The organism is Xenorhabdus kozodoii (genome assembly GCF_002632875.1).
Classification (GTDB): Bacteria; Pseudomonadota; Gammaproteobacteria; order Enterobacterales; family Enterobacteriaceae; genus Xenorhabdus; species Xenorhabdus kozodoii.
In genome coordinates this window covers 165865-183343 of sequence record NZ_NJCX01000005.1, presented here as the reverse complement: position 1 = coordinate 183343, position 17479 = coordinate 165865, and the positions used below count along the sequence as shown (strand labels likewise).

Here is a 17479-nt window from a genome sequence, read left to right as displayed (position 1 = left end):
GAGAGGGGGTAGCGCGGGTTCGCCGGGTTGAAATCTTTGTGCAGGCTGCGTTGCGGGCTCATGCCAACCCCCAGTCGCACCTGATAAATGGTATCCACCGCGTGGGCGGTTTCTGGCTGGGGCTGATATTGCAGGGGCAGGCCGGCGGTCATGCCGAGATGGCTGTCGCTGAAAAACAGCGTGTCATCCTCGAACCAAAAACTGCATCCCTCTTCCGCCGCCAATCGGCTGAAAAACGCATAATCGGATTCGCGTTTCTGGGTGACATATTCCCGGTCCTGATGCGCATCGTAGAGCTTAGAATCCGCTTTCACCCGGTGCTTTTTCAGCAGGCGGGTTAAGATGGCTGGCACGTTTTGCTGATGGTAAATCCGGCTGTCCTGGTTGAGGGTCAGGCGCCAGCAGGCAGGGCGCACGGTCACGGTATAAATCGTTTTGTTGCCATCGGTGCCCGCCCAGTCGGCGTGGGAGATGATGCCGGTGATTTTGCGCTGCGCCGTCTCGCCGTAAAAAACCTGCAATACGGCTTCCTGCATCAGCAGCGAGGCCAAATCCATCTCGGCCTGCGGCCTGTATGGGTTGGCATTGCCGGTTCTGGCCAGCGTCAGGTTGAGGGTAAACAGTTCGGACAGGCCTTCTTGCAGGGAAAATTCGGCCACGGCGAAGGTGGCCTCCGCCACGCCCGCGATGTGGCAGACAAAACGTAATCCACTTTTCATGTTGATTTTTCCTTATGGTTTATCGCATCGGTGCCTTTAATCCACTACATGGCCGGGCGCAGCCCGTCGACATGCCAGAACTCCCACAGCGCCTTGTGACTGTCTGGGGTAAAGATTTCCAGCATGACAAACGTGGACTGGCTGATAAAGCAAGCCATCGCCTGGTTGAGGAGCCGGCAGAAGCGATACATCTCGCCGGGGGTGCGATAACAATCGGGGTTTAAGGTGAGCGACAGCACATACCCACGAACCGGTTGTCCATGCCTTAAGCGGTCAGTCAGGCGCTCTTTGACCTGCACAATGCCGTCAATATGTTGCTGGAACTGGCGGCTCAGCGGGCGGTTGGTGTCGGTATGCCGGTCAAACAGGCGCAGAAACTGTTTCAGGCCGTCGGTGGCGAATAACATCATCGGCGGGCTGGAGAGGCCGGCCAGCAGCGGCCAGCCGTTATTTTCCTGTAATAGCGGCGGGTAATCGGTCGCCACCGGGGTGATATTCCGGGCACTAAGGTGCGCCGGCGCGCTTTCCTGCGTCACGGTGAGGGTGTTTTCCCCCAGTGCCAGCGCCTGTTTATGGTAGCCGGTGAAATCGCACGAGACCGCCATATCCGGCAGATGGTTTGCCGGATTGCCGGTCAAATCAAAAAAGCCCAGCCGGTGCTGTCGCCTGCCCAGAAAATCAGTCTCAGTCTGGGGCTGGTAGTAAAACGTGGCGGGTTGCGGGTCATCCCCCAGAAAATGCGCGGCAGGCGTAAACTGTTCAATCGGCAGCCAACGACAGGGCGTGCCCCGTTGCTCATGGTCATCGGGCTGTTGCACCACCTTCACTTCCCGCAGCCGGTACAAGCCCACCGACTCCCCCAGTGGCAGCGGGTAGCGGTGATGACCGGCCTCCAGCCGGAGGGGCGGGCTGGTCTGGTTTTCCAGATGAATGGCCGGTACGCAGCCCAGCAAAAACGCATCCTCGACATCATCCAGCGGCAGTTCGCCCTCGAACCGAAAAACCAGCTCAAACGTGCCATCGTCATTGAGCGGGACTTGCGCACAGTGACTACGGATATCCAATGTGACGAAGTGATAAAGCGCCGGCAACGCATAATATTCGAGCAGTGGTTGCAGGCCGGAATAGGGACTTTTGGCGGCGGGCAGCAGCGGTTCGTCAAGCAGGCTATGCCAGCCATAAGGGAAACCGCTGAGTTTTCGCCGCTCGCCCTGTGTGTTCAGGCTGACATCACAAATGTGCTGATCCAGCCACAGGCTGAGCTGGGCGGCGCGCTCCGTGTCGGTGCCGAGGAAGAACGTCAGCGAGCCACTTTGCCAGACCGAAGATGCCGTGCCGGTTTGGCACAGTGTCAGGATAATTTCACTGTGGGTGCCGGTTTTTTTCACCGTGCGCTGTTGCACGTTCAACGGCTCAATATGCAGGGGGCGGCCGGTTTGAAAGGTGAGTAATTGCCCGTTAAGGTTGGCCGATACGGCGGTGCCGAGCGGAATATCGGCAGTGCCCTGGTGCTCGCCCTTAATGGGGGCAAACTGCATGATGGTGGTGGGCGGGATCGGGCACAGAGCCAACGGCCAGATGCGTGAGAGAATGCCGTGGATAATTTCGGGGAAATCATCCTCCAGTTTATGCCGTAGTTTGGCAATTAAGAAGGCAAAGGCTTCGAAGACGCGTTGAATATCGGGGTCATGGGATTCGGCCAGAAAATCGGCCAGGTGCGGCGAATCTTTCGCCACGCGCTGCGCCAGTAACCGCAGGTAGGCACGTTCTTGCAGGTACAAAGATTCTTTATTGTTGTTCATTCTATTTAATTTATGTTTTATCTATTAGGGTTCGTTTTGTGCTGAATGAAAACGGGCATTCAGTCAGTTAAGGTGGTTTATTGTACATAGTTATAGGTAAAATTAATTAACCAATTAGATTCAATTTTCGTCTGGTTTTGGCAGGATATCGGGATGTTAATCGTATTTGGGCAGAAATTTAGATAAAAATAGGGAATGTCTGGTGAAGTATTTTTTGCATTTGGTAAAAAATCCTTGTTTGCTAATTTTTAGGGGTTTTTCTGAATTAAAAAACAATAACCGACACTCTCGTAAAGCGTGATCATGGCAGTAAGTCATTTAGATATAAAAATGTCATAACGGTCAAGTTTATTTTAAAAGAAATTAAATAACTCAAAAAATAGGATATTATTTTTTAATAAAAAATAAACACATGAGCATTGACTTAATTTAACCGCGATCAACGGATTGAATGCATGACCAAAACATCCTCACATTACCATTCCCCATAAGGGTATTCTTTCCCCTTGATAAAGGATTTTATTTCCTCAGAATATTCACCATAGCCATCAGGATGCTTTGTTTTATCCTGGCATACAGTCATCTTATCGCCAGAAACTGATTCACCTGTAGAGACCAACATATTATTGCCGTTATTTTTACTATAACCCCGTAACCAAGCTTTGGCAGTTCCACCTGGAGCCAGGCCAATAAATAGCGTATCACGATAGAATATGCGATCTTTAATCAAGTGCCCGGCAGAAGGTTCTCTCATCAATTTTCTGACATCTGGCGTAAAAATAAATTTTGTCTGATAGGTTTTTTTATCGATCACCGAATCCCAACAAACCAATAATGACTGAGGTAGGGCTTCACCGTGATTTTTGACAACACCTCCTATTCCTCCTGCTTTTTTATCCCATCTGTCTATGCTACTAAAATCTGAATCAGCACCATCAGGCATAAATTTTTGTACGACATAGTCATCTTCATCCCAAAATTGGACAAAGCTGATGCTGGCGTAAAAAAATTTCGGCGTAACGAAGTTAAACTCCCACCTGTTATAGGGAAGTGGCTCACTGTGACGTACAATCGGCTTATAATTCACTACACGGTTTTCTGAATACCCAAACGCCTTAGCAAGCTCTGTAATGTATATATAAGCCAATCCCCCTAGTATCAGCAGGATATGTCCTATTAATAATGAATAAAATTAATATTTTTCTCCTCATTTTGAAATATCCTTACCGTTATTATCAAAAATAGCTCTGCGCCAATCGTCATTAGGACGGTTCGCATAAGCAATCCCTACCGGATACGTATCACCTTGGGTCTTATCGCCAGAAACTGATCAGGCAATACGGGCTTTGGTGTAAATAGTTATCCAGACGCCACGGATCATGGAAAAGAGTGGCGTCTGGAATGTGAGTAGGAAAATATTTTAGTTTAGTTTTGCAAAACAGCGTGCTGCCGCATCAACAGTGCGCTGGATATCTTCATCTGAATGGGCGATGGACATAAAGCCCGCTTCAAATGCCGAAGGCGCCAGATAGATACCTTCCTCCAGCATCAGGTGGAAGAATTGTTTGAAACGTTCTACATCGCAGTTCATGACATCCTGATAACAGGTAACGCTTTGTGCATCAGTAAAAAAGAGACCGAACATACCGCCAACGTGGTTAACGACCAGAGGAATATTGGCTTCTGATGCCGCCTTTTTTAAACCCACTGCCAGCATGTCGGTCAATTCGCTCAAGCGTTGGTGCACACCCGCTTGCGCGACTTCTTTTAGGCAAGCAAGCCCGGCAGCCATCGCGATCGGGTTACCGGAAAGGGTTCCCGCCTGATAAACAGGCCCGGTTGGCGCCAGTTTTTCCATAATTTCCAGACGGCCACCAAAAGCCCCGACAGGCATACCGCCACCGATGATTTTGCCAAGGGAGGTCAAATCTGGCTTAACACCGTAATACGCTTGTGCGCCACCCAGTGCAACACGAAAACCGGTCATCACTTCATCAATAATGAGCAGGGCACCAAATTCATCACATAATTTACGCAACCCCGGCAGGAATTCAGGCTGCGGTGGAATGCAGTTCATATTTCCCGCGACGGGTTCGACAATAATACAGGCAATTTCTTCTGGATATTTTTCGAAGGCTTCACGAACAGAATCTAGGTCATTGTAAACACACGTCAGGGTATGTTTAGCAAAATCAGCGGGAACGCCGGGTGAGTTTGGCTGACCAATAGTCAGGGCACCCGATCCGGCTTTGACCAGCAAACAATCGGCATGGCCGTGGTAGCAACCTTCGAATTTAATGATTTTGTCACGCTGGGTATAACCACGCGCCAGGCGAATGGCGCTCATTGTGGCTTCTGTACCTGAGTTCACCATACGAACCATATCCATGGAAGGCACCAGTTCAGTGACCTGTTTTGCCATTTCGACTTCGGCTGCGGTTGGCGCACCAAAACTTAAGCCCCGCTCTGCGGCCTCAATAACGGCGTTACGGATAGCCGGGTGATTATGTCCGAGAACCATGGGTCCCCATGAACCGACATAATCGATATAAGCATTGCCATCAACATCATAAAGATAAGCGCCATCAGCACGTTGAATAAAAACCGGTGTCCCACCCACACCGTTAAAAGCACGTACAGGTGAATTGACGCCACCAGGGATCACCTGTTTGGCCTGAGAGTAAAGCATTTCGGACTGGCTCATGAATAAAAGCTCCTGAAAGATCACGGGATATAGGAAAGCATTCTAAAATACCCCAATAGGGAAGCCAAATCATCCTATGCCCTTCATCTTTTGAGTTACTGCATTCAGGTGACAAAACTTGAACGAATCAGTCAGGTATTGGATAATCCCGGCTAACTAATCAGAAAGCATAAAATGACTTTCCGAGTATTATTACCGGAACCCCGGACTGGAGTAAAAATATGAGCGATGATGTTGCATTGCCTTTGCAGTTTACTGATGCCGCCGCCAATAAGGTTAAGGTGTTGGTAGCTGATGAAGATAACCCGAATTTGCGCCTGCGGGTTTATATTACAGGCGGTGGTTGTAGCGGCTTCCAGTATGGTTTCACTTTCGATGACCAAATTAACGAGGGTGATATGACGATCCAGAAACAAGGGGTTGAATTGGTTGTTGACCCAATGAGCCTGCAATATTTGGTAGGCGCTTGTGTGGATTATACGGAAGGGTTGGAAGGCTCCCGTTTTATTGTTTCCAATCCGAATGCAAAAACGACGTGTGGCTGTGGCTCTTCTTTCAGTGTCTGATTGAAAAAACCACAATGGCAATTAATAGCCTCCTGCTTGGAAGGGAGGCTGTTTTTTTATCTTTCCGACGAAATAAATTGTGGCTGGTGAGGCTTTTTGACAATGCTGAATACCAAACCAGACATAATGAAAAATGCCCCCAGTGTACCCAACCATCCTAAGGTTTCTCCGATAATCAGAAATGCAAATAACGTCGAAAATAGTGGCTCACTGGTTTCAGTAATTTGCACGCTACTTGCCTCCCCTTTTTCTACCGCTTTGGTCGTAAGGTAAAAGCCACCAATAGAGGGCAGCAGCACCAGTCCCAAAATGGTGAGTAACGCGATGCCAGAAGGGATCTGTAACCCTTCCAATATGGCAGGAACAGCAAGGTAAACCGTGCCAAAGCCAAATAACCAGACAAGGACAGAAATTCCACTGCCGATGTTCATGAGTTTTGAGAAAAAGATAAACAGGGCATATCCCAGACCACCCAATAGTGCGAGCACGATACCGATAGGGCTACTGTCGATCTGTTCCGCGAAATTAAACAGGCAGTAAACGCCCACGAGGATGAGTACAAATGACAGGCATTTGTTGATGCCCATCTTTTCGCCCAAAAACAGCGAAGAGAGGAGGAGGGTAATGCCGCCCGCGGCATAGGTCAAAAAAGACACCAGCGGAACGGAGGCTTCCTTAAATGCCCAGGTTTCGAAGAAATAGAGGCAAAAAATCCCAAAGAAAGCGAGGATGGCAAATTGTAGGCTTTTATGCCGTAACGCAAAAAATGTCCGTCGTTCAGCAGGCCTTAGCAGGCAATAGATTAACAGTATCAGAAAAGCAATAAAGCATTTCCAGAAGGCAACTTGATGGTGGCTGATCCCTGAATTTAGGCCGAAATGGGTGAATATGCCGATAGTGCCATTCAGCATGGCGGCCGTGAGCGCATAGCATTCAGCCCGTTGATAAAACGCGTTATTCATATCCTGAAATTATCCCAATAAAAAAGTAAGCGTAACAAAGCGTTAAAATATTTTATTTATACTGTAGGGGGTTATCTTTTAATTCATTATGGGGATAGTGAATAAGGTTATGGATAATGACCGTCTTATCGCCTGAATTAGCGTAAGCATGGTGGCAATTGGCATGAAAACGCATGGATTCCCCCGCTGAGATTTTATGCCAGGTGTCATTAAGCCGCAGATCCAACTCGCCACTAAGCACGATAACATGCTCGATTACCCCGAATTCATGTGGAGAGGATTCACTTGAGGCACCGGGTAACAATTCTATTTTGAACAAATCAATGAAGAGTTCGTCATCAAAGGGAATGAGTGGCGTGACACGCATACCTGAGTTGTTTTGTTCAAAGATTGGCAATGTATTGAATCGATGTAATACCGGTTGGGATTGGGGAGCTGCGCCTTCTAAAAACGTTGAGAAAGCAATATTAAAGCCCGTTGCGATCTTCCAGAGTGTCGAAATCGTTGGGCTTGATTGGCCGCGTTCAATTTGCCCAAGCATCGCTTTGCTAACCCCCGTGAGCTTAGCCGCCTGACTGAGACTTAACCCTTGAGAGGCTCTTAATAATTTAAATTTTTCGGCAACTTTCGATGTGATATCACTCATAGGTGTCTTCTTAAAAAATGGCTACATGATTGAACGTTATAACGGACGATGATACGCTCACTGTCGTCCGCTATAACGTCCGATAGGTAATATCATATGTCTAGGCTATCATTTTTCAGGGATTTTTCACCAGCAACACTTGTCACAGGATTTGTTGCGGTGCTGGTGGGCTATGCCAGTTCCGTTGCCATCATTCTTCAGGCGGTGACGGCAATTGGCGTCGAGCCATCGCAAATAGGTGCCTGGCTAAGTATGCTGGGTGTGGGAATGGGGATAACAACAATGGGTTTGTCACTCTATTATCGTACCCCCATTTTAACGGCCTGGTCGACGCCAGGAATGGCATTACTGGCGACAAATTTGCCGAACACTTCTGTTAACGAAGCCATCGGCATGTTTATCTTCGCGTCGGCCTTAATGTTGATATGTGGTATTACCGGACTGTTTGCCCGATTGATGAACTACATCCCGCACACAATAGCGGCGGCGATGCTTGCCGGAATATTACTTCGCTTCGGTTTGGAGGCGTTTGAAATGCTACAAATCAACTTTTGGCTTTGTGGCATCATGTTACTCATCTACTTACTGACCCGTCGCTATTTTCCGTTATATGCCATCATTTCGACGCTTGCGGCGGGATTGATCATCTGTATTCTCAGCGGCGATTTCAATTTTGCGGGGGAAAATGTGATGTTTTCCCTACCTGACTTTGTCATGCCACAATTTAGCGCAACCACACTGATTGGCGTGGGTATCCCATTTTTCATCGTCACGATGGCGTCACAAAACGCGCCGGGCATTGCTACCTTACAGGCGGCGGGATATCCTCCCCGTACCTCTAAATTACTGAGTTCGACATCATTAGCGGCAATGATTCTGGCTCCTTTTGGGGGATTTAGCATTTGTATTGCCGCCATTACGGCCGCGATTTGTATGGGAAGCGATGTCCATCCCGATCCGAAAAAGCGGTATCTTGCCGCAGTAAGCGCCGGTTTTTTCTATCTATTGGCTGGCCTTTTTGGTGGGGCAATTTTTTATTTATTTAGCGCTTTTCCCGTCCCATTAATAAAAACGTTGGCAGGTTTAGCGCTTCTTGGCACCTTTACAAGTAGCCTGAATCAAGCAATCAAGGATGATGACACCAGAGATGCGGCCATTATCTGCTTCCTTGTCACTGCATCTGGCGCCAATTTACTGGGTATCAGTTCGGCATTTTGGGGATTGACCAGTGGAATTATTGCCCATGGCGTGCTGAAAAAACGTATTGGGATGAAAAAATAGATTAATTCTGGTTGGCATGATTTAACTGGCTACAAAGTTGTTCTGCCCTATGACAATTATTTCCGCTTTGCGGATAAGTTTTAAATTTGATGCTAAAAAGAATTATCATCCGCCATTCCGCACCTCATTCAGGAATAAATCGCTTTATATTGTGAACCTAATAAACTCAAAAGCTCATGGTGGTAAGATTGCATTCCTGTCACCATGTTATGTTCTTGAAATTCAAAGGTGCTGATCCCTTCGAAAATCAGGAACACCCAACGGGCGGTTGGCGATTGTGTCTGCTTGTTCTTCATATCAGGGAAAAACGGTACGCTTTGTTTCAGTTCGTGGTGGATTTTACGCTGCATAGACCATGAGACAACATGTCATTACCATTAACAGCGCTTCTATCCGCTCCCCCTTTTGTTGTGCCTTATAATTAGCCAGTAAAGCCGCCATATCAAGCTGTTCTTCATCCCATTCATTGGTCGCTAAAATAAACATCCCGACCCGCAATCTGGCCAGTTTCACATTGTCTAACCGGGTATAAACCTGACCCGCTAATTGATAATGAACTCGTTTGGGCTGTTTATCCTTGCCGGGTTTCCCCGCCCCGCATACGTGGTAATCGCCTGAATTTCCGGCGATGCAATGCCGATAAACGGGCATTGAGACTCAAAATCATGCAGCGCCTGTCAGGCATCTTCCCGGCAGGCAAAGGGCTTTTTGCCCAGTTTGCCGAACTGTTTATGCTCTTTTTCTGTCTCTTTAAGCGTATTTTTCCTGAAAGTCTGGCCTTCACGTTTTGCCGCCGCCGTGCTGTTCACCAGTAGCCAACGTTGAGGAACACCGCCATTATGTCCGGCTGTGAAACCCCAGCCCGTTAAGGATCATCGCCAGAAAAGCATCGCCGTGAGAGACGATATGTGCTGAATATTTTGGGATAATGGCATCAATCATGCGGGGCAAACCGATTTCATGACAAAAAGCGGCGATAAGACCAAGATGATCAAGACGTTTAATGGCGGGTTCTGGTGTGGACATATTCGTTTTTCGGCAAATAAAAGTAATAGATCAAAATTGGCGGCCACCGTCAATCCAGCCCAATGTATTAAAGCCCCCAAATAGGGGCAAGATCACACTATTTTTAAATCAGGAATGTGGTACGGAATGGCGGTTATACATAAAATGTCCTCATGATTTTCAAACTTTTTCATTATGGTAATCCAAAATCAGATTTTAACAGATAATTGAATACTATCTTTATGGGGGGTTTTGACTTTAAGGGGCTTGTTGCAAATAATAAATACGTCTATTTTTTGCGCAAGGTGAATGCGCTTTTTAAGCGAAAACTGCCTCTATATTGGATCATCGATTCATAAAGGCAGATTGCTCCCATACCCGGACTGAGGGGGCGTAACGGCGCAGCCAATCATCAAATTGACCGTCATTCCGCTTTCGCAACGTTTCAAAGCCTTGGAACGTCGACCAAGCTCGGTTTCTATGGATCACCCACTGGACCCCTTGAAAGAAATCATCTCCTGAAAGCAGACAGGGGCGACCATCCAGCTAGAGCTTGCTCATCCGGAGCTTCATTTCTATGATGATTATATTGGTCCATAAACCTCTGCCCAGTCATATATTGAATGATTGCTGCTGGTTTAATTCCGCCCTCTTTTATCCATTCTCGTTGCGTTCGATATGTGAGAGGTAGCCCTAAGTGATCAAAATGAGCGTTTACATCATGAAAAGCACCGCTTTCAGCTGCAATTCTTGTATTTATTTTGTAAAGATAAGAATTGGGTGCTTGTTGGGCAAAAGTACCGTCTAACGTCTTTAGCATGCCATATGCCCCGGTGGATACATATTGACTACTCCCCCTTGTCAGTTGACCTTTCCAAGGACCCGATTCATAACTGTTATTTACATGTTCCCTTATAGAAATCCTTCCATATCTATTCCGAGAATAGAAACCATCACGTGAGATAACGTCAGGAGGTCTCGTGTCCCAACGATAGGTAAAAGCTGGTAGTGATTTTCTTGTTACAAATCTCGCTAGGATCCTTTTTTTTCTTAATAAGTATTCTTGCATTGTGTTTCCGCCTGTCCTGTATGGATATTTGAGATTTTCGTCAGTGTTTAGCACAACAAAATTAGGCCACTTTTCTGAGGGGGCGTATTCCTCGGGCGATAACTAAATTGTTCACCGTACGTATCGGAGTAAGTTATAATAACGAAGATAATCGGTTCATGGTTAGGAATTTCAATGAAGACAGTGACTCATTAATGAGGATATTTTGATGTCTGTACTCGTATTAAATTCTGGCTATTTTATCTTTGCTTAAGCATGACATTAGCCGATGGGTCAAATTATCATCTGAAAACCGAATTTTAGGCGCATCTATCCTAGGCTGCCGTTTGTAACCATCGTTTTTTCGCCATTTTATCGCGCCTTGCTGACAGTAACGCAGCGGCATGGATCCCTTTTTCCGCGCTCATAAACCGCAGCCGGTTGCCACATAAAATACATTGGTACGGATCGGTATTTAAAAACCCTTTTATCAGTGAGGCAAAGCCCGGTTTTTCCGGTACGCTAGGGGAGATCATGTCCAATGCGTCATACACCTTGGGTAATAGGTTTCCACGTTTGCGATTGGCTAAAAAACCGTAATAGCGGATCATTTTAAAATGGCGTGCAGGGATATGGCTGACATAACGGCGTATCATCTCTTCTTGGGATAAGGTTTGTCGCCGGTATTGCCGGCTGTGGTGATCATAATAATGATGAACCACTGCGCCGCCGCTGTAGTGTTTCAAATCACACTATTTTTAAATCAAGAATGTGGTGCGGAATGGCGGATTATTATTGGTGGCGGTGTTTTTGGTGGAATGTCAGGCTCTTTTTTGGCGATGAAAGGTGAATATATATTTCCTAGTTATACCCGTCGCCTTTCAAGATGCGTCTGATACCTCCCCGCGCAGCGGGGATAAATCAGGTTTCATATAGTGTTGTAAATTGCAACTTGAAGTTTAATGCGTATAAAAAGAAAATCATCTTCAAGTTAATGGATATTAAATTAGAAAGATAAATCATGTCCCTGTGATAAGCAGGGCGTTAATATATTTTCTCAATATTTATTTAATAAAAAATAATTACAGTATCGGATAATTGTTCTTTTTCTTTGATTATCAGGCGGTACTTAATGAGCGGTGGCATGATTTAATCGGTTACAAAGTTGTTCTGCCGCCAAAATAATTCTTGGTCCTGCACGGCTAAACCAGTCATCGTTCAGGGCGATGACATTGACGTTCATCTGTGATTGCCAAAAATCCGCGACCTGCTGTTTTTGCTCTTCCGTTCCACCGATGACAATCACTTCCGGTTTGCGGGTAAGCACTTGCTCACGGTTAACCTGAGGCCACGGTACGGGGCTATCGGCGAAAATATTTTTACCACCACATACCGAGATAATCTCGCTTTGGAGAGTATGGCCAGAGGAGGTAAAAATCGGATGCATACCAAATTGTAAGAAGACGGGTTTGGGGTTCAGGTTGGCGTATTTTTGTTTTAATTGATTGAATTTAATAATAATGTCTGCGGCTGATTTCTTGGCTATATCGGGGTGTTGGCTATAGGCCGCGAGCCGTTCCAGCTCTGTTGCGACATCTTCTACTTTTTTCACCTCTGAATACAGGATGGGGATACCTAACGCAGCAAGCTGTTCCAAAGGACGTTGGGGATTGCCGCCCCGCCATGCCAGAACCAGATCGGGTTTCAGGGCGATAATCCGTTCAACATTGATGCCTTGCCAGTCAGCAACTTGCTCTAATTTTTTCGCGGCTTCGGGATAATCGGAGTAAGCACTAACTGCAACAAGCTGATCACCCAGCCCCGCCGCATATGCCAGCTCTGTCGTTGATGGTGCAAGGCTAATTACGCGGGAAGCTGCGGCATAAAGTGGGGCACTGAAACCACACCAAAAGCTATACAAAAGGCATAAGAATGCCAGCCAAAGGGATCGATGGGGAATGATTTTCAACCCTGATTTCATGATCAGTGCTCCACTTTCATTGATGGTTTACTGTTTGCTGAGTTCAGTCAGCATGGCGTTGACCATCCGTGTCGATTCACGCGCTGCGACAACCAAGAATTCATCAAAACTGAGATGGGACTCTTGATCGGCAACGTCAGAAATAGCCCGAACAACCACAAAAGGAATGCGATATTGATGGCAAACATGACCAATGGCCGCCGCTTCCATTTCAACCGCAGCAACGTTCGGGAAGGTGGCGCGAATGCGTGCCAGTGGCTCTGACCCATTGATAAAGGCATCACCGCTGCAAACCAGGCCGCGGACAGCGTGCAGATTAAGGGATTGGATACATTTTTCTGCCAGGGCGATCAGGGCATCGTCAGCCATAAATGCGGCCGGGCATTGTGCCATCTGACCGGGTTCATAACCAAAGGCGGTAAGATCGGCATCATGGTAACGAACCTCTTGGGAAACCACGATATCGCCCACTTTCAGTTTAGGATCAAGGCCGCCGGCTGACCCCGTATTAATCACGATATCTGGCTGGCAATGTTCAATCAATAAGGTGGTTCCAAGTGCGGCGGAGACTTTACCGATGCCGGATTTCAACAAGGCGATATCAACGCCATTCAGTTTGCCGGTATAGATTTCACATCCACCCCGTGACAATGTCTGCAAACCTTCGATCTGGTCACGCAGTAAAGTCACTTCTTGTTCCATTGCACCTATTACACCTATTTTCATTGTGTCATACTCGCTTGTTATTAATGGATTGTTGCCTATATTAACAGGCTGATTTAGTCGGCAAGTGTATCATTGAATGGTTATTTACCGCAGATCCCAGTTTTAAATAATCGTTTCATTTGGCATGGGGGGATTAATGTCTAAGATTGATTTCAAGCAGAAGTTGAATTACCAACGCAAGTTCAGTAAATCTTCCATTCATCCTGATGATGAAGAGCAAGTGAACCGCCAATTTGAAAGTGATCGTGGGCGGATCATCAATTCCGCCGCTATCCGGCGGTTGCAGCAGAAAACGCAGGTCTTTCCACTGGAACGTAATGCGGCTGTCCGCAGCCGGTTGACGCATTCGCTCGAAGTGCAGCAAACCGGACGCTATATCTCGAAAACGATTATTGCCGAGCTGGCAAAGCAAGATTTATTGAAAAAATATGGGTTGAGTGATCGCCTGGCGGCTTTTGAAAGCCTGATTGAGATGGCCTGCCTGATGCACGATATCGGCAATCCCCCATTTGGACATTTTGGTGAAGCGGCGATCCGGGATTGGTTTTTCCGCCGATTAGATCCTGATTATTCGCTGAAAACAGAAACGCGGCGGGATGACTGTCAGGTCGCGGCATTGCGTTTGACGGGAGAAGCGAAGAAAGATCTGTTCCGTCGCCAATTGCGTAAAGACTTATGCCAGTTTGAAGGTAATGCCCAGGCTATCCGTTTGGCGCATAATCTGCTGCGCTTGAACCTGACGTATGCCCAAATTGGCTGCATATTGAAATACACGTGTCCGGCCTATCGTCTGGAAGAGACGCCGGCTGAATTCAGTTATCTGATGAAGAAAATAGGCTATTACTGGTCAGAAGATAGTTTTATCTGTGAGTTGAAAAAAGAACTGCAAATGGGGGATTTCTGTCGTTTCCCGCTGACCTATATTATGGAAGCCGCCGATGATATTTCATATTGCATTGCGGATTTGGACGATGCGGTTGAAAAAGGCATTTTTAATGTCGAGCAATTGGTGGAACATCTGAAAAAAGAGTGGGAGGAAAACGGCGGGCACAAAAAAGGGGATTTGTTCGAATCGACAGTGAAACAAGCCTATCAGAAAACTGTCAATAACGAAGCCCGTCGTAATATCCACGAGCAATTTTTCATGTATTTACGGGTATTTATCACTGGGAAATTAGTGCCTCATACCGCCAAGTTGTTCATTGAACACCTGCCTGAAATCTATGCAGGCACATTTAATCATGCCCTGTTGGAAGGAAATGGAGATGAACACCGTTTATTGAAAACCTTAAAAAATGTCACCCTTAAACGGGTTTTCAATCACCCTGAAGTGGAAGAACTGGAGTTACAGGGATACCGGATTATTACCGGATTGCTGGATGTCTATAGCCCTTTACTGGCATTGCCTCGTCAGGATTTTATGGCGCTAAACCAGAATAATTTTCACAAAAAATATTTTATTGAAACGCGCCTGCTACACAAACTTTCGACCAAGCATCGTTTGGCTTATGGTGAAGCTGTCGAGGGAATTATTGCCACTGATGAGGCCGAAAAAGATGTGATCGAATTTTATTATCGGGCGCGTCTGATTCAGGACTATATCAGTGGCATGACGGATAATTACGCTTACGAAGAATATCGTAAGTTTATGGTCACAAAATGACAGGCTCGGCTGGCCTGAGCATATCGGGCGCAGCTGCCATGACGTGATTGATCTCGTCGATGAATTCCAGCAATTCTGGCTCCAGATCCGCCAGGGCAACACCTTGTTGAAGCTGTTTTTCAACCAATTCGCAAATGGCTTTCAGTTTAGGCACACCGTTGTAGCAGCAACTGCCGTGCAATTGGTGAACATCATGCTGGAAGTGTTTGCGGATTGCTTCGCCATCGGCAGTTAAAGCCTGTTTCACCCTATCTTTCATATCGGGCAATGAGGCTACCAGCATTTCCAGCATCTCCCGCGCCAGTGATTCTTTGCCGGCGGTTTGCTTTAACGCCATATTCCAATCAATGGCCTGGGGTTTTTGGGGCTGGCAATATTGGTTCAGCAATGTTTTCAGGCGGTTTTCATCCAGTGGTTTGGTAAGACAGTCGATAAAGGGGGCACTTTTTGCCGCTTGGCAGGCAAAGGCGGTAACCGCCACAATCGGTGTCTCTTTATGTTGGGATAACTGTTGGATCTGCTCAGACGTTTGAATGCCATCCAGATCAGCCATCTGGATATCCATCAAAATCAGATCCAGCGAATGTTGTTTCGCTATTTCCAGTGCCGCCAGGCCATTACTGCACAGAAAGGGGCTTTCAACTAATTCATTTAGCAATGTGCCAATCAATTTCAGGTTAGCGGGATTATCGTCCACCGCCATGACCGCCATAGGTAAACGCGCGGGTGCCGAAGATATAGGCAAGTGTTCGGGGAATGAGCCGAATGGGTATTCTTCTTTTTCCAGCCAGATATCAAAATAAAAGACCGTCCCTCTGGCGACTTCGCTGGTAAAGTCAATGTCTCCCTTCATCTCATTGACCAATCGCTTGGTGATGCTCAACCCTAGCCCGGTGCCGCCGTAGTGACGGGTAATGCTGGCATCCGCTTGATTGAAAGCCTGGAACAGAATCGGGCGGTATTCGGGCTTGATACCGATACCGGTATCGCTCACCGTAAAATCAAGTTGTACAAGGTGGTGTTGCTGCTGGCGTAATGTGATATCCAGCGTCACGCTGCCTTTATCCGTAAATTTAATGGCATTCCCCATCAGGTTAGTCAGTATTTGTTGTAGACGAATAGGGTCACCTATCATCAGATTGGGTAACCTCTCATCAATATGGTGATGCAGGGGCAGGTTTTTCGCATTGGCAGCGGGTGTTAATAGTTCAATGACTTCGTTGACGGTATCCCTCAGCAGAAAAGGCACTTGATCTAATACCAATTTATTGGACTCCAGCCGTGAGAAATCCAGAATATCATTGATGATTTTCAGTAAGTTATTGGCCGATCGGTCAATGACATACAGATACTCCATCTGTTGTGGCGTAATCGGGGTTTTTAGCATCTGGCGGGTAAAGCCAATAACGCCATTAAGTGGCGTGCGTAATTCGTGGGACATATTGGCCAGAAATTCCGTTTTGATCCTGACCGCCTCTTGAGCGCGCTTTTTGGCGATAGTCAGCTCAACATTCTGGATTTCCAACTGCTCCATCGTAATTTGCAAGTCGGAAGTGGCTTGATCGATATGAAGTTGCATCTCATCTTTGTATTTCGAGAGCGATTCTGCCACGGTATTAATACCATTTTGCAGCGCAGCCAACTCCCCAGGCATAGCGCCTGTCACGCGGCTATTCAGTTGTCCCTGACGGATGCGATCGACCGCTTTGACCATGCAATTCAGGGGTTGGGTGACTTTGCGTACCAGCACATGGGCAAACAGGGCTGTTCCGCCAAGGCACAAAATCAGCAGAATGATGGAAGTGGCAATCTCCTTGTATTGCTGGAGTTGGGCGGCACGTAAATCCAAATCAATGGCGATGTAGCCAATCGGCGGCGTATTGCTGGTGGACGTGTTCCAGGGATTAGGCGAAGAGGCTTCTGAGATAATGGGCATCTTCAGGATGATACTATTGCCGTATTCCGTTTTGGACAAGGTTATGGGCATGGCTTCGTTGGCAGTGAGCTTCAAGCGATTGACATCATACTTATCATTCGAAATATCGAATAACTTGTTATGTTTATCAAAGATCGCAATGGCCCTGACAATCTCAGAATTTCGGCGATGCAGGCTGTTTATCAATGCGTCAACTTGCTGGAAATTGTCCAGATTAATGCCCATTTCGCTGGCGATGGATAAGGGTTCGATAATGCTGATCCCACTGCGGACTATCAAACTCTTTAACTCGTAATAGCGGTATGAGATAAATGATATACTCACAAGCGTTCCGACCAGTAAAACAGGAACCAATATCAGGCTCATCATACGGGTGCGTAGGCTATATTTGGTCATAGGCGTCCATTGTGGGAAAATCAAAACTCAATTTTTCAAAGTCA

At 46.9% G+C, this 17479-nt stretch carries 14 protein-coding genes and 4 pseudogenes; 4 read left to right on the top strand and 14 right to left on the bottom strand.

Annotated features, from left to right (window positions below; translation table 11 throughout):
• The 4 genes from Xkoz_RS04990 to hemL form a co-directional block, all read right to left on the bottom strand.
• Nucleotides 1–602 (bottom strand): contractile injection system protein, VgrG/Pvc8 family (locus Xkoz_RS04990; protein ID WP_422646075.1); only part of this gene is annotated, 602 nt, incomplete at its 3' end.
• Nucleotides 603–763: 161 nt separating this feature from the next.
• Nucleotides 764–2521, bottom strand: a complete 1758-nt coding sequence (locus tag Xkoz_RS04985; protein WP_099141115.1) for a type VI secretion system baseplate subunit TssF — start codon at nucleotides 2519–2521, stop codon at nucleotides 764–766.
• Between the two features lie 475 nt (nucleotides 2522–2996).
• Complete coding sequence (locus Xkoz_RS04980) at nucleotides 2997–3668, bottom strand: DUF2931 family protein (protein ID WP_244183393.1); 672 nt, start codon at nucleotides 3666–3668, stop codon at nucleotides 2997–2999.
• Nucleotides 3669–3941: 273 nt separating this feature from the next.
• Nucleotides 3942–5225 (bottom strand): glutamate-1-semialdehyde 2,1-aminomutase, encoded by a 1284-nt coding sequence (gene hemL, locus Xkoz_RS04975; RefSeq protein ID WP_099141114.1) that lies wholly within the window; start codon nucleotides 5223–5225, stop codon nucleotides 3942–3944.
• Nucleotides 5226–5446: 221 nt separating this feature from the next.
• Here hemL and erpA point away from each other — a divergent pair, with 221 nt between their 5' ends.
• Nucleotides 5447–5791, top strand: coding sequence for an iron-sulfur cluster insertion protein ErpA (erpA, locus tag Xkoz_RS04970; protein ID WP_099141113.1), 345 nt, complete (start codon nucleotides 5447–5449; stop codon nucleotides 5789–5791).
• A 56-nt stretch (nucleotides 5792–5847) separates the two neighbouring features.
• Here erpA and Xkoz_RS04965 read toward each other — a convergent pair whose 3' ends face one another.
• Both Xkoz_RS04965 and Xkoz_RS04960 read right to left on the bottom strand, forming a co-directional pair.
• Complete coding sequence (locus Xkoz_RS04965) at nucleotides 5848–6753, bottom strand: DMT family transporter (RefSeq protein WP_099141112.1); 906 nt, start codon at nucleotides 6751–6753, stop codon at nucleotides 5848–5850.
• Between the two features lie 52 nt (nucleotides 6754–6805).
• Nucleotides 6806–7399: a helix-turn-helix domain-containing protein gene (locus Xkoz_RS04960; protein ID WP_099141110.1), complete on the bottom strand. Its 594-nt coding sequence runs from the start codon at nucleotides 7397–7399 to the stop codon at nucleotides 6806–6808.
• 96 nt (nucleotides 7400–7495) lie between these two features.
• Between Xkoz_RS04960 and Xkoz_RS04955 the strand changes: the two genes are divergently transcribed.
• The gene (locus Xkoz_RS04955) at nucleotides 7496–8680 is read left to right on the top strand and encodes a benzoate/H(+) symporter BenE family transporter (RefSeq protein WP_099141108.1); all 1185 of its coding nucleotides are present in this window, start codon (nucleotides 7496–7498) and stop codon (nucleotides 8678–8680) included.
• A 128-nt stretch (nucleotides 8681–8808) separates the two neighbouring features.
• On the opposite strand, the pseudogene Xkoz_RS26525 reads toward Xkoz_RS04955, so the two are convergent.
• The 5 genes and pseudogenes from Xkoz_RS26525 to Xkoz_RS04935 all read right to left on the bottom strand — a co-directional run.
• Nucleotides 8809–9516, bottom strand: a pseudogene (locus Xkoz_RS26525) (transposase); the annotation flags it as partial.
• A gap of 4 nt (nucleotides 9517–9520) precedes the next feature.
• Nucleotides 9521–9706 (bottom strand): annotated as a pseudogene (locus Xkoz_RS25530) (DUF4277 domain-containing protein); the annotation flags it as partial.
• 324 nt (nucleotides 9707–10030) lie between these two features.
• A pseudogene (locus tag Xkoz_RS04945) lies at nucleotides 10031–10165 on the bottom strand (IS6 family transposase); the annotation flags it as partial.
• A gap of 31 nt (nucleotides 10166–10196) precedes the next feature.
• A complete protein-coding gene (locus Xkoz_RS25525) occupies nucleotides 10197–10754 on the bottom strand; it encodes a scabin-related ADP-ribosyltransferase (protein ID WP_099141106.1) in 558 nt (185 codons plus the stop codon).
• A gap of 314 nt (nucleotides 10755–11068) precedes the next feature.
• A pseudogene (locus Xkoz_RS04935) lies at nucleotides 11069–11479 on the bottom strand (transposase); the annotation flags it as partial.
• Here Xkoz_RS04935 and Xkoz_RS20465 point away from each other — a divergent pair.
• Entirely contained in the window at nucleotides 11444–11629 is a 186-nt protein-coding gene (locus Xkoz_RS20465) for a hypothetical protein (RefSeq protein WP_167386557.1), read from the top strand. The pseudogene Xkoz_RS04935 and the gene Xkoz_RS20465 overlap by 36 nt on opposite strands.
• A 233-nt stretch (nucleotides 11630–11862) precedes the next feature.
• Here Xkoz_RS20465 and btuF read toward each other — a convergent pair whose 3' ends face one another.
• Nucleotides 11863–12714 carry a vitamin B12 ABC transporter substrate-binding protein BtuF gene (gene btuF, locus Xkoz_RS04930; RefSeq protein WP_099141102.1) on the bottom strand — a complete coding sequence of 284 codons (852 nt, stop codon included), beginning with the start codon at nucleotides 12712–12714 and terminating at the stop codon, nucleotides 11863–11865.
• 27 nt (nucleotides 12715–12741) lie between these two features.
• Nucleotides 12742–13440, bottom strand: coding sequence for a 5'-methylthioadenosine/S-adenosylhomocysteine nucleosidase (gene mtnN / locus Xkoz_RS04925; RefSeq protein ID WP_099141100.1), 699 nt, complete (start codon nucleotides 13438–13440; stop codon nucleotides 12742–12744).
• A 136-nt stretch (nucleotides 13441–13576) separates the two neighbouring features.
• On the opposite strand from mtnN, the gene dgt reads away from it, so the two are divergent.
• Nucleotides 13577–15103, top strand: coding sequence for a dGTPase (gene dgt / locus Xkoz_RS04920; protein ID WP_099141098.1), 1527 nt, complete (start codon nucleotides 13577–13579; stop codon nucleotides 15101–15103).
• Here dgt and Xkoz_RS04915 read toward each other — a convergent pair.
• Nucleotides 15093–17435 (bottom strand): ATP-binding protein, encoded by a 2343-nt coding sequence (locus tag Xkoz_RS04915; protein WP_099141096.1) that lies wholly within the window; start codon nucleotides 17433–17435, stop codon nucleotides 15093–15095. The two genes, dgt and Xkoz_RS04915, sit on opposite strands and share 11 nt — an antisense overlap.
• Between the last annotated feature and the right edge of the window lie 44 nt (nucleotides 17436–17479).

Coding starts and splice junctions, on each gene's coding strand:
- Xkoz_RS25525 (WP_099141106.1), bottom strand. CDS start 10,754: ATGCAAGAATACTTATTAAGAAAAAAAAGGATCCTAGCGAGATTTGTA.
- mtnN (WP_099141100.1), bottom strand. CDS start 13,440: ATGAAAATAGGTGTAATAGGTGCAATGGAACAAGAAGTGACTTTACTG.
- Xkoz_RS20465 (WP_167386557.1), top strand. CDS start 11,444: ATGATGAACCACTGCGCCGCCGCTGTAGTGTTTCAAATCACACTATTT.
- btuF (WP_099141102.1), bottom strand. CDS start 12,714: ATGAAATCAGGGTTGAAAATCATTCCCCATCGATCCCTTTGGCTGGCA.
- Xkoz_RS04965 (WP_099141112.1), bottom strand. CDS start 6,753: ATGAATAACGCGTTTTATCAACGGGCTGAATGCTATGCGCTCACGGCC.
- Xkoz_RS04955 (WP_099141108.1), top strand. CDS start 7,496: ATGTCTAGGCTATCATTTTTCAGGGATTTTTCACCAGCAACACTTGTC.
- erpA (WP_099141113.1), top strand. CDS start 5,447: ATGAGCGATGATGTTGCATTGCCTTTGCAGTTTACTGATGCCGCCGCC.
- Xkoz_RS04915 (WP_099141096.1), bottom strand. CDS start 17,435: ATGACCAAATATAGCCTACGCACCCGTATGATGAGCCTGATATTGGTT.
- Xkoz_RS04960 (WP_099141110.1), bottom strand. CDS start 7,399: ATGAGTGATATCACATCGAAAGTTGCCGAAAAATTTAAATTATTAAGA.
- dgt (WP_099141098.1), top strand. CDS start 13,577: ATGTCTAAGATTGATTTCAAGCAGAAGTTGAATTACCAACGCAAGTTC.
- hemL (WP_099141114.1), bottom strand. CDS start 5,225: ATGAGCCAGTCCGAAATGCTTTACTCTCAGGCCAAACAGGTGATCCCT.
- Xkoz_RS04985 (WP_099141115.1), bottom strand. CDS start 2,521: ATGAACAACAATAAAGAATCTTTGTACCTGCAAGAACGTGCCTACCTG.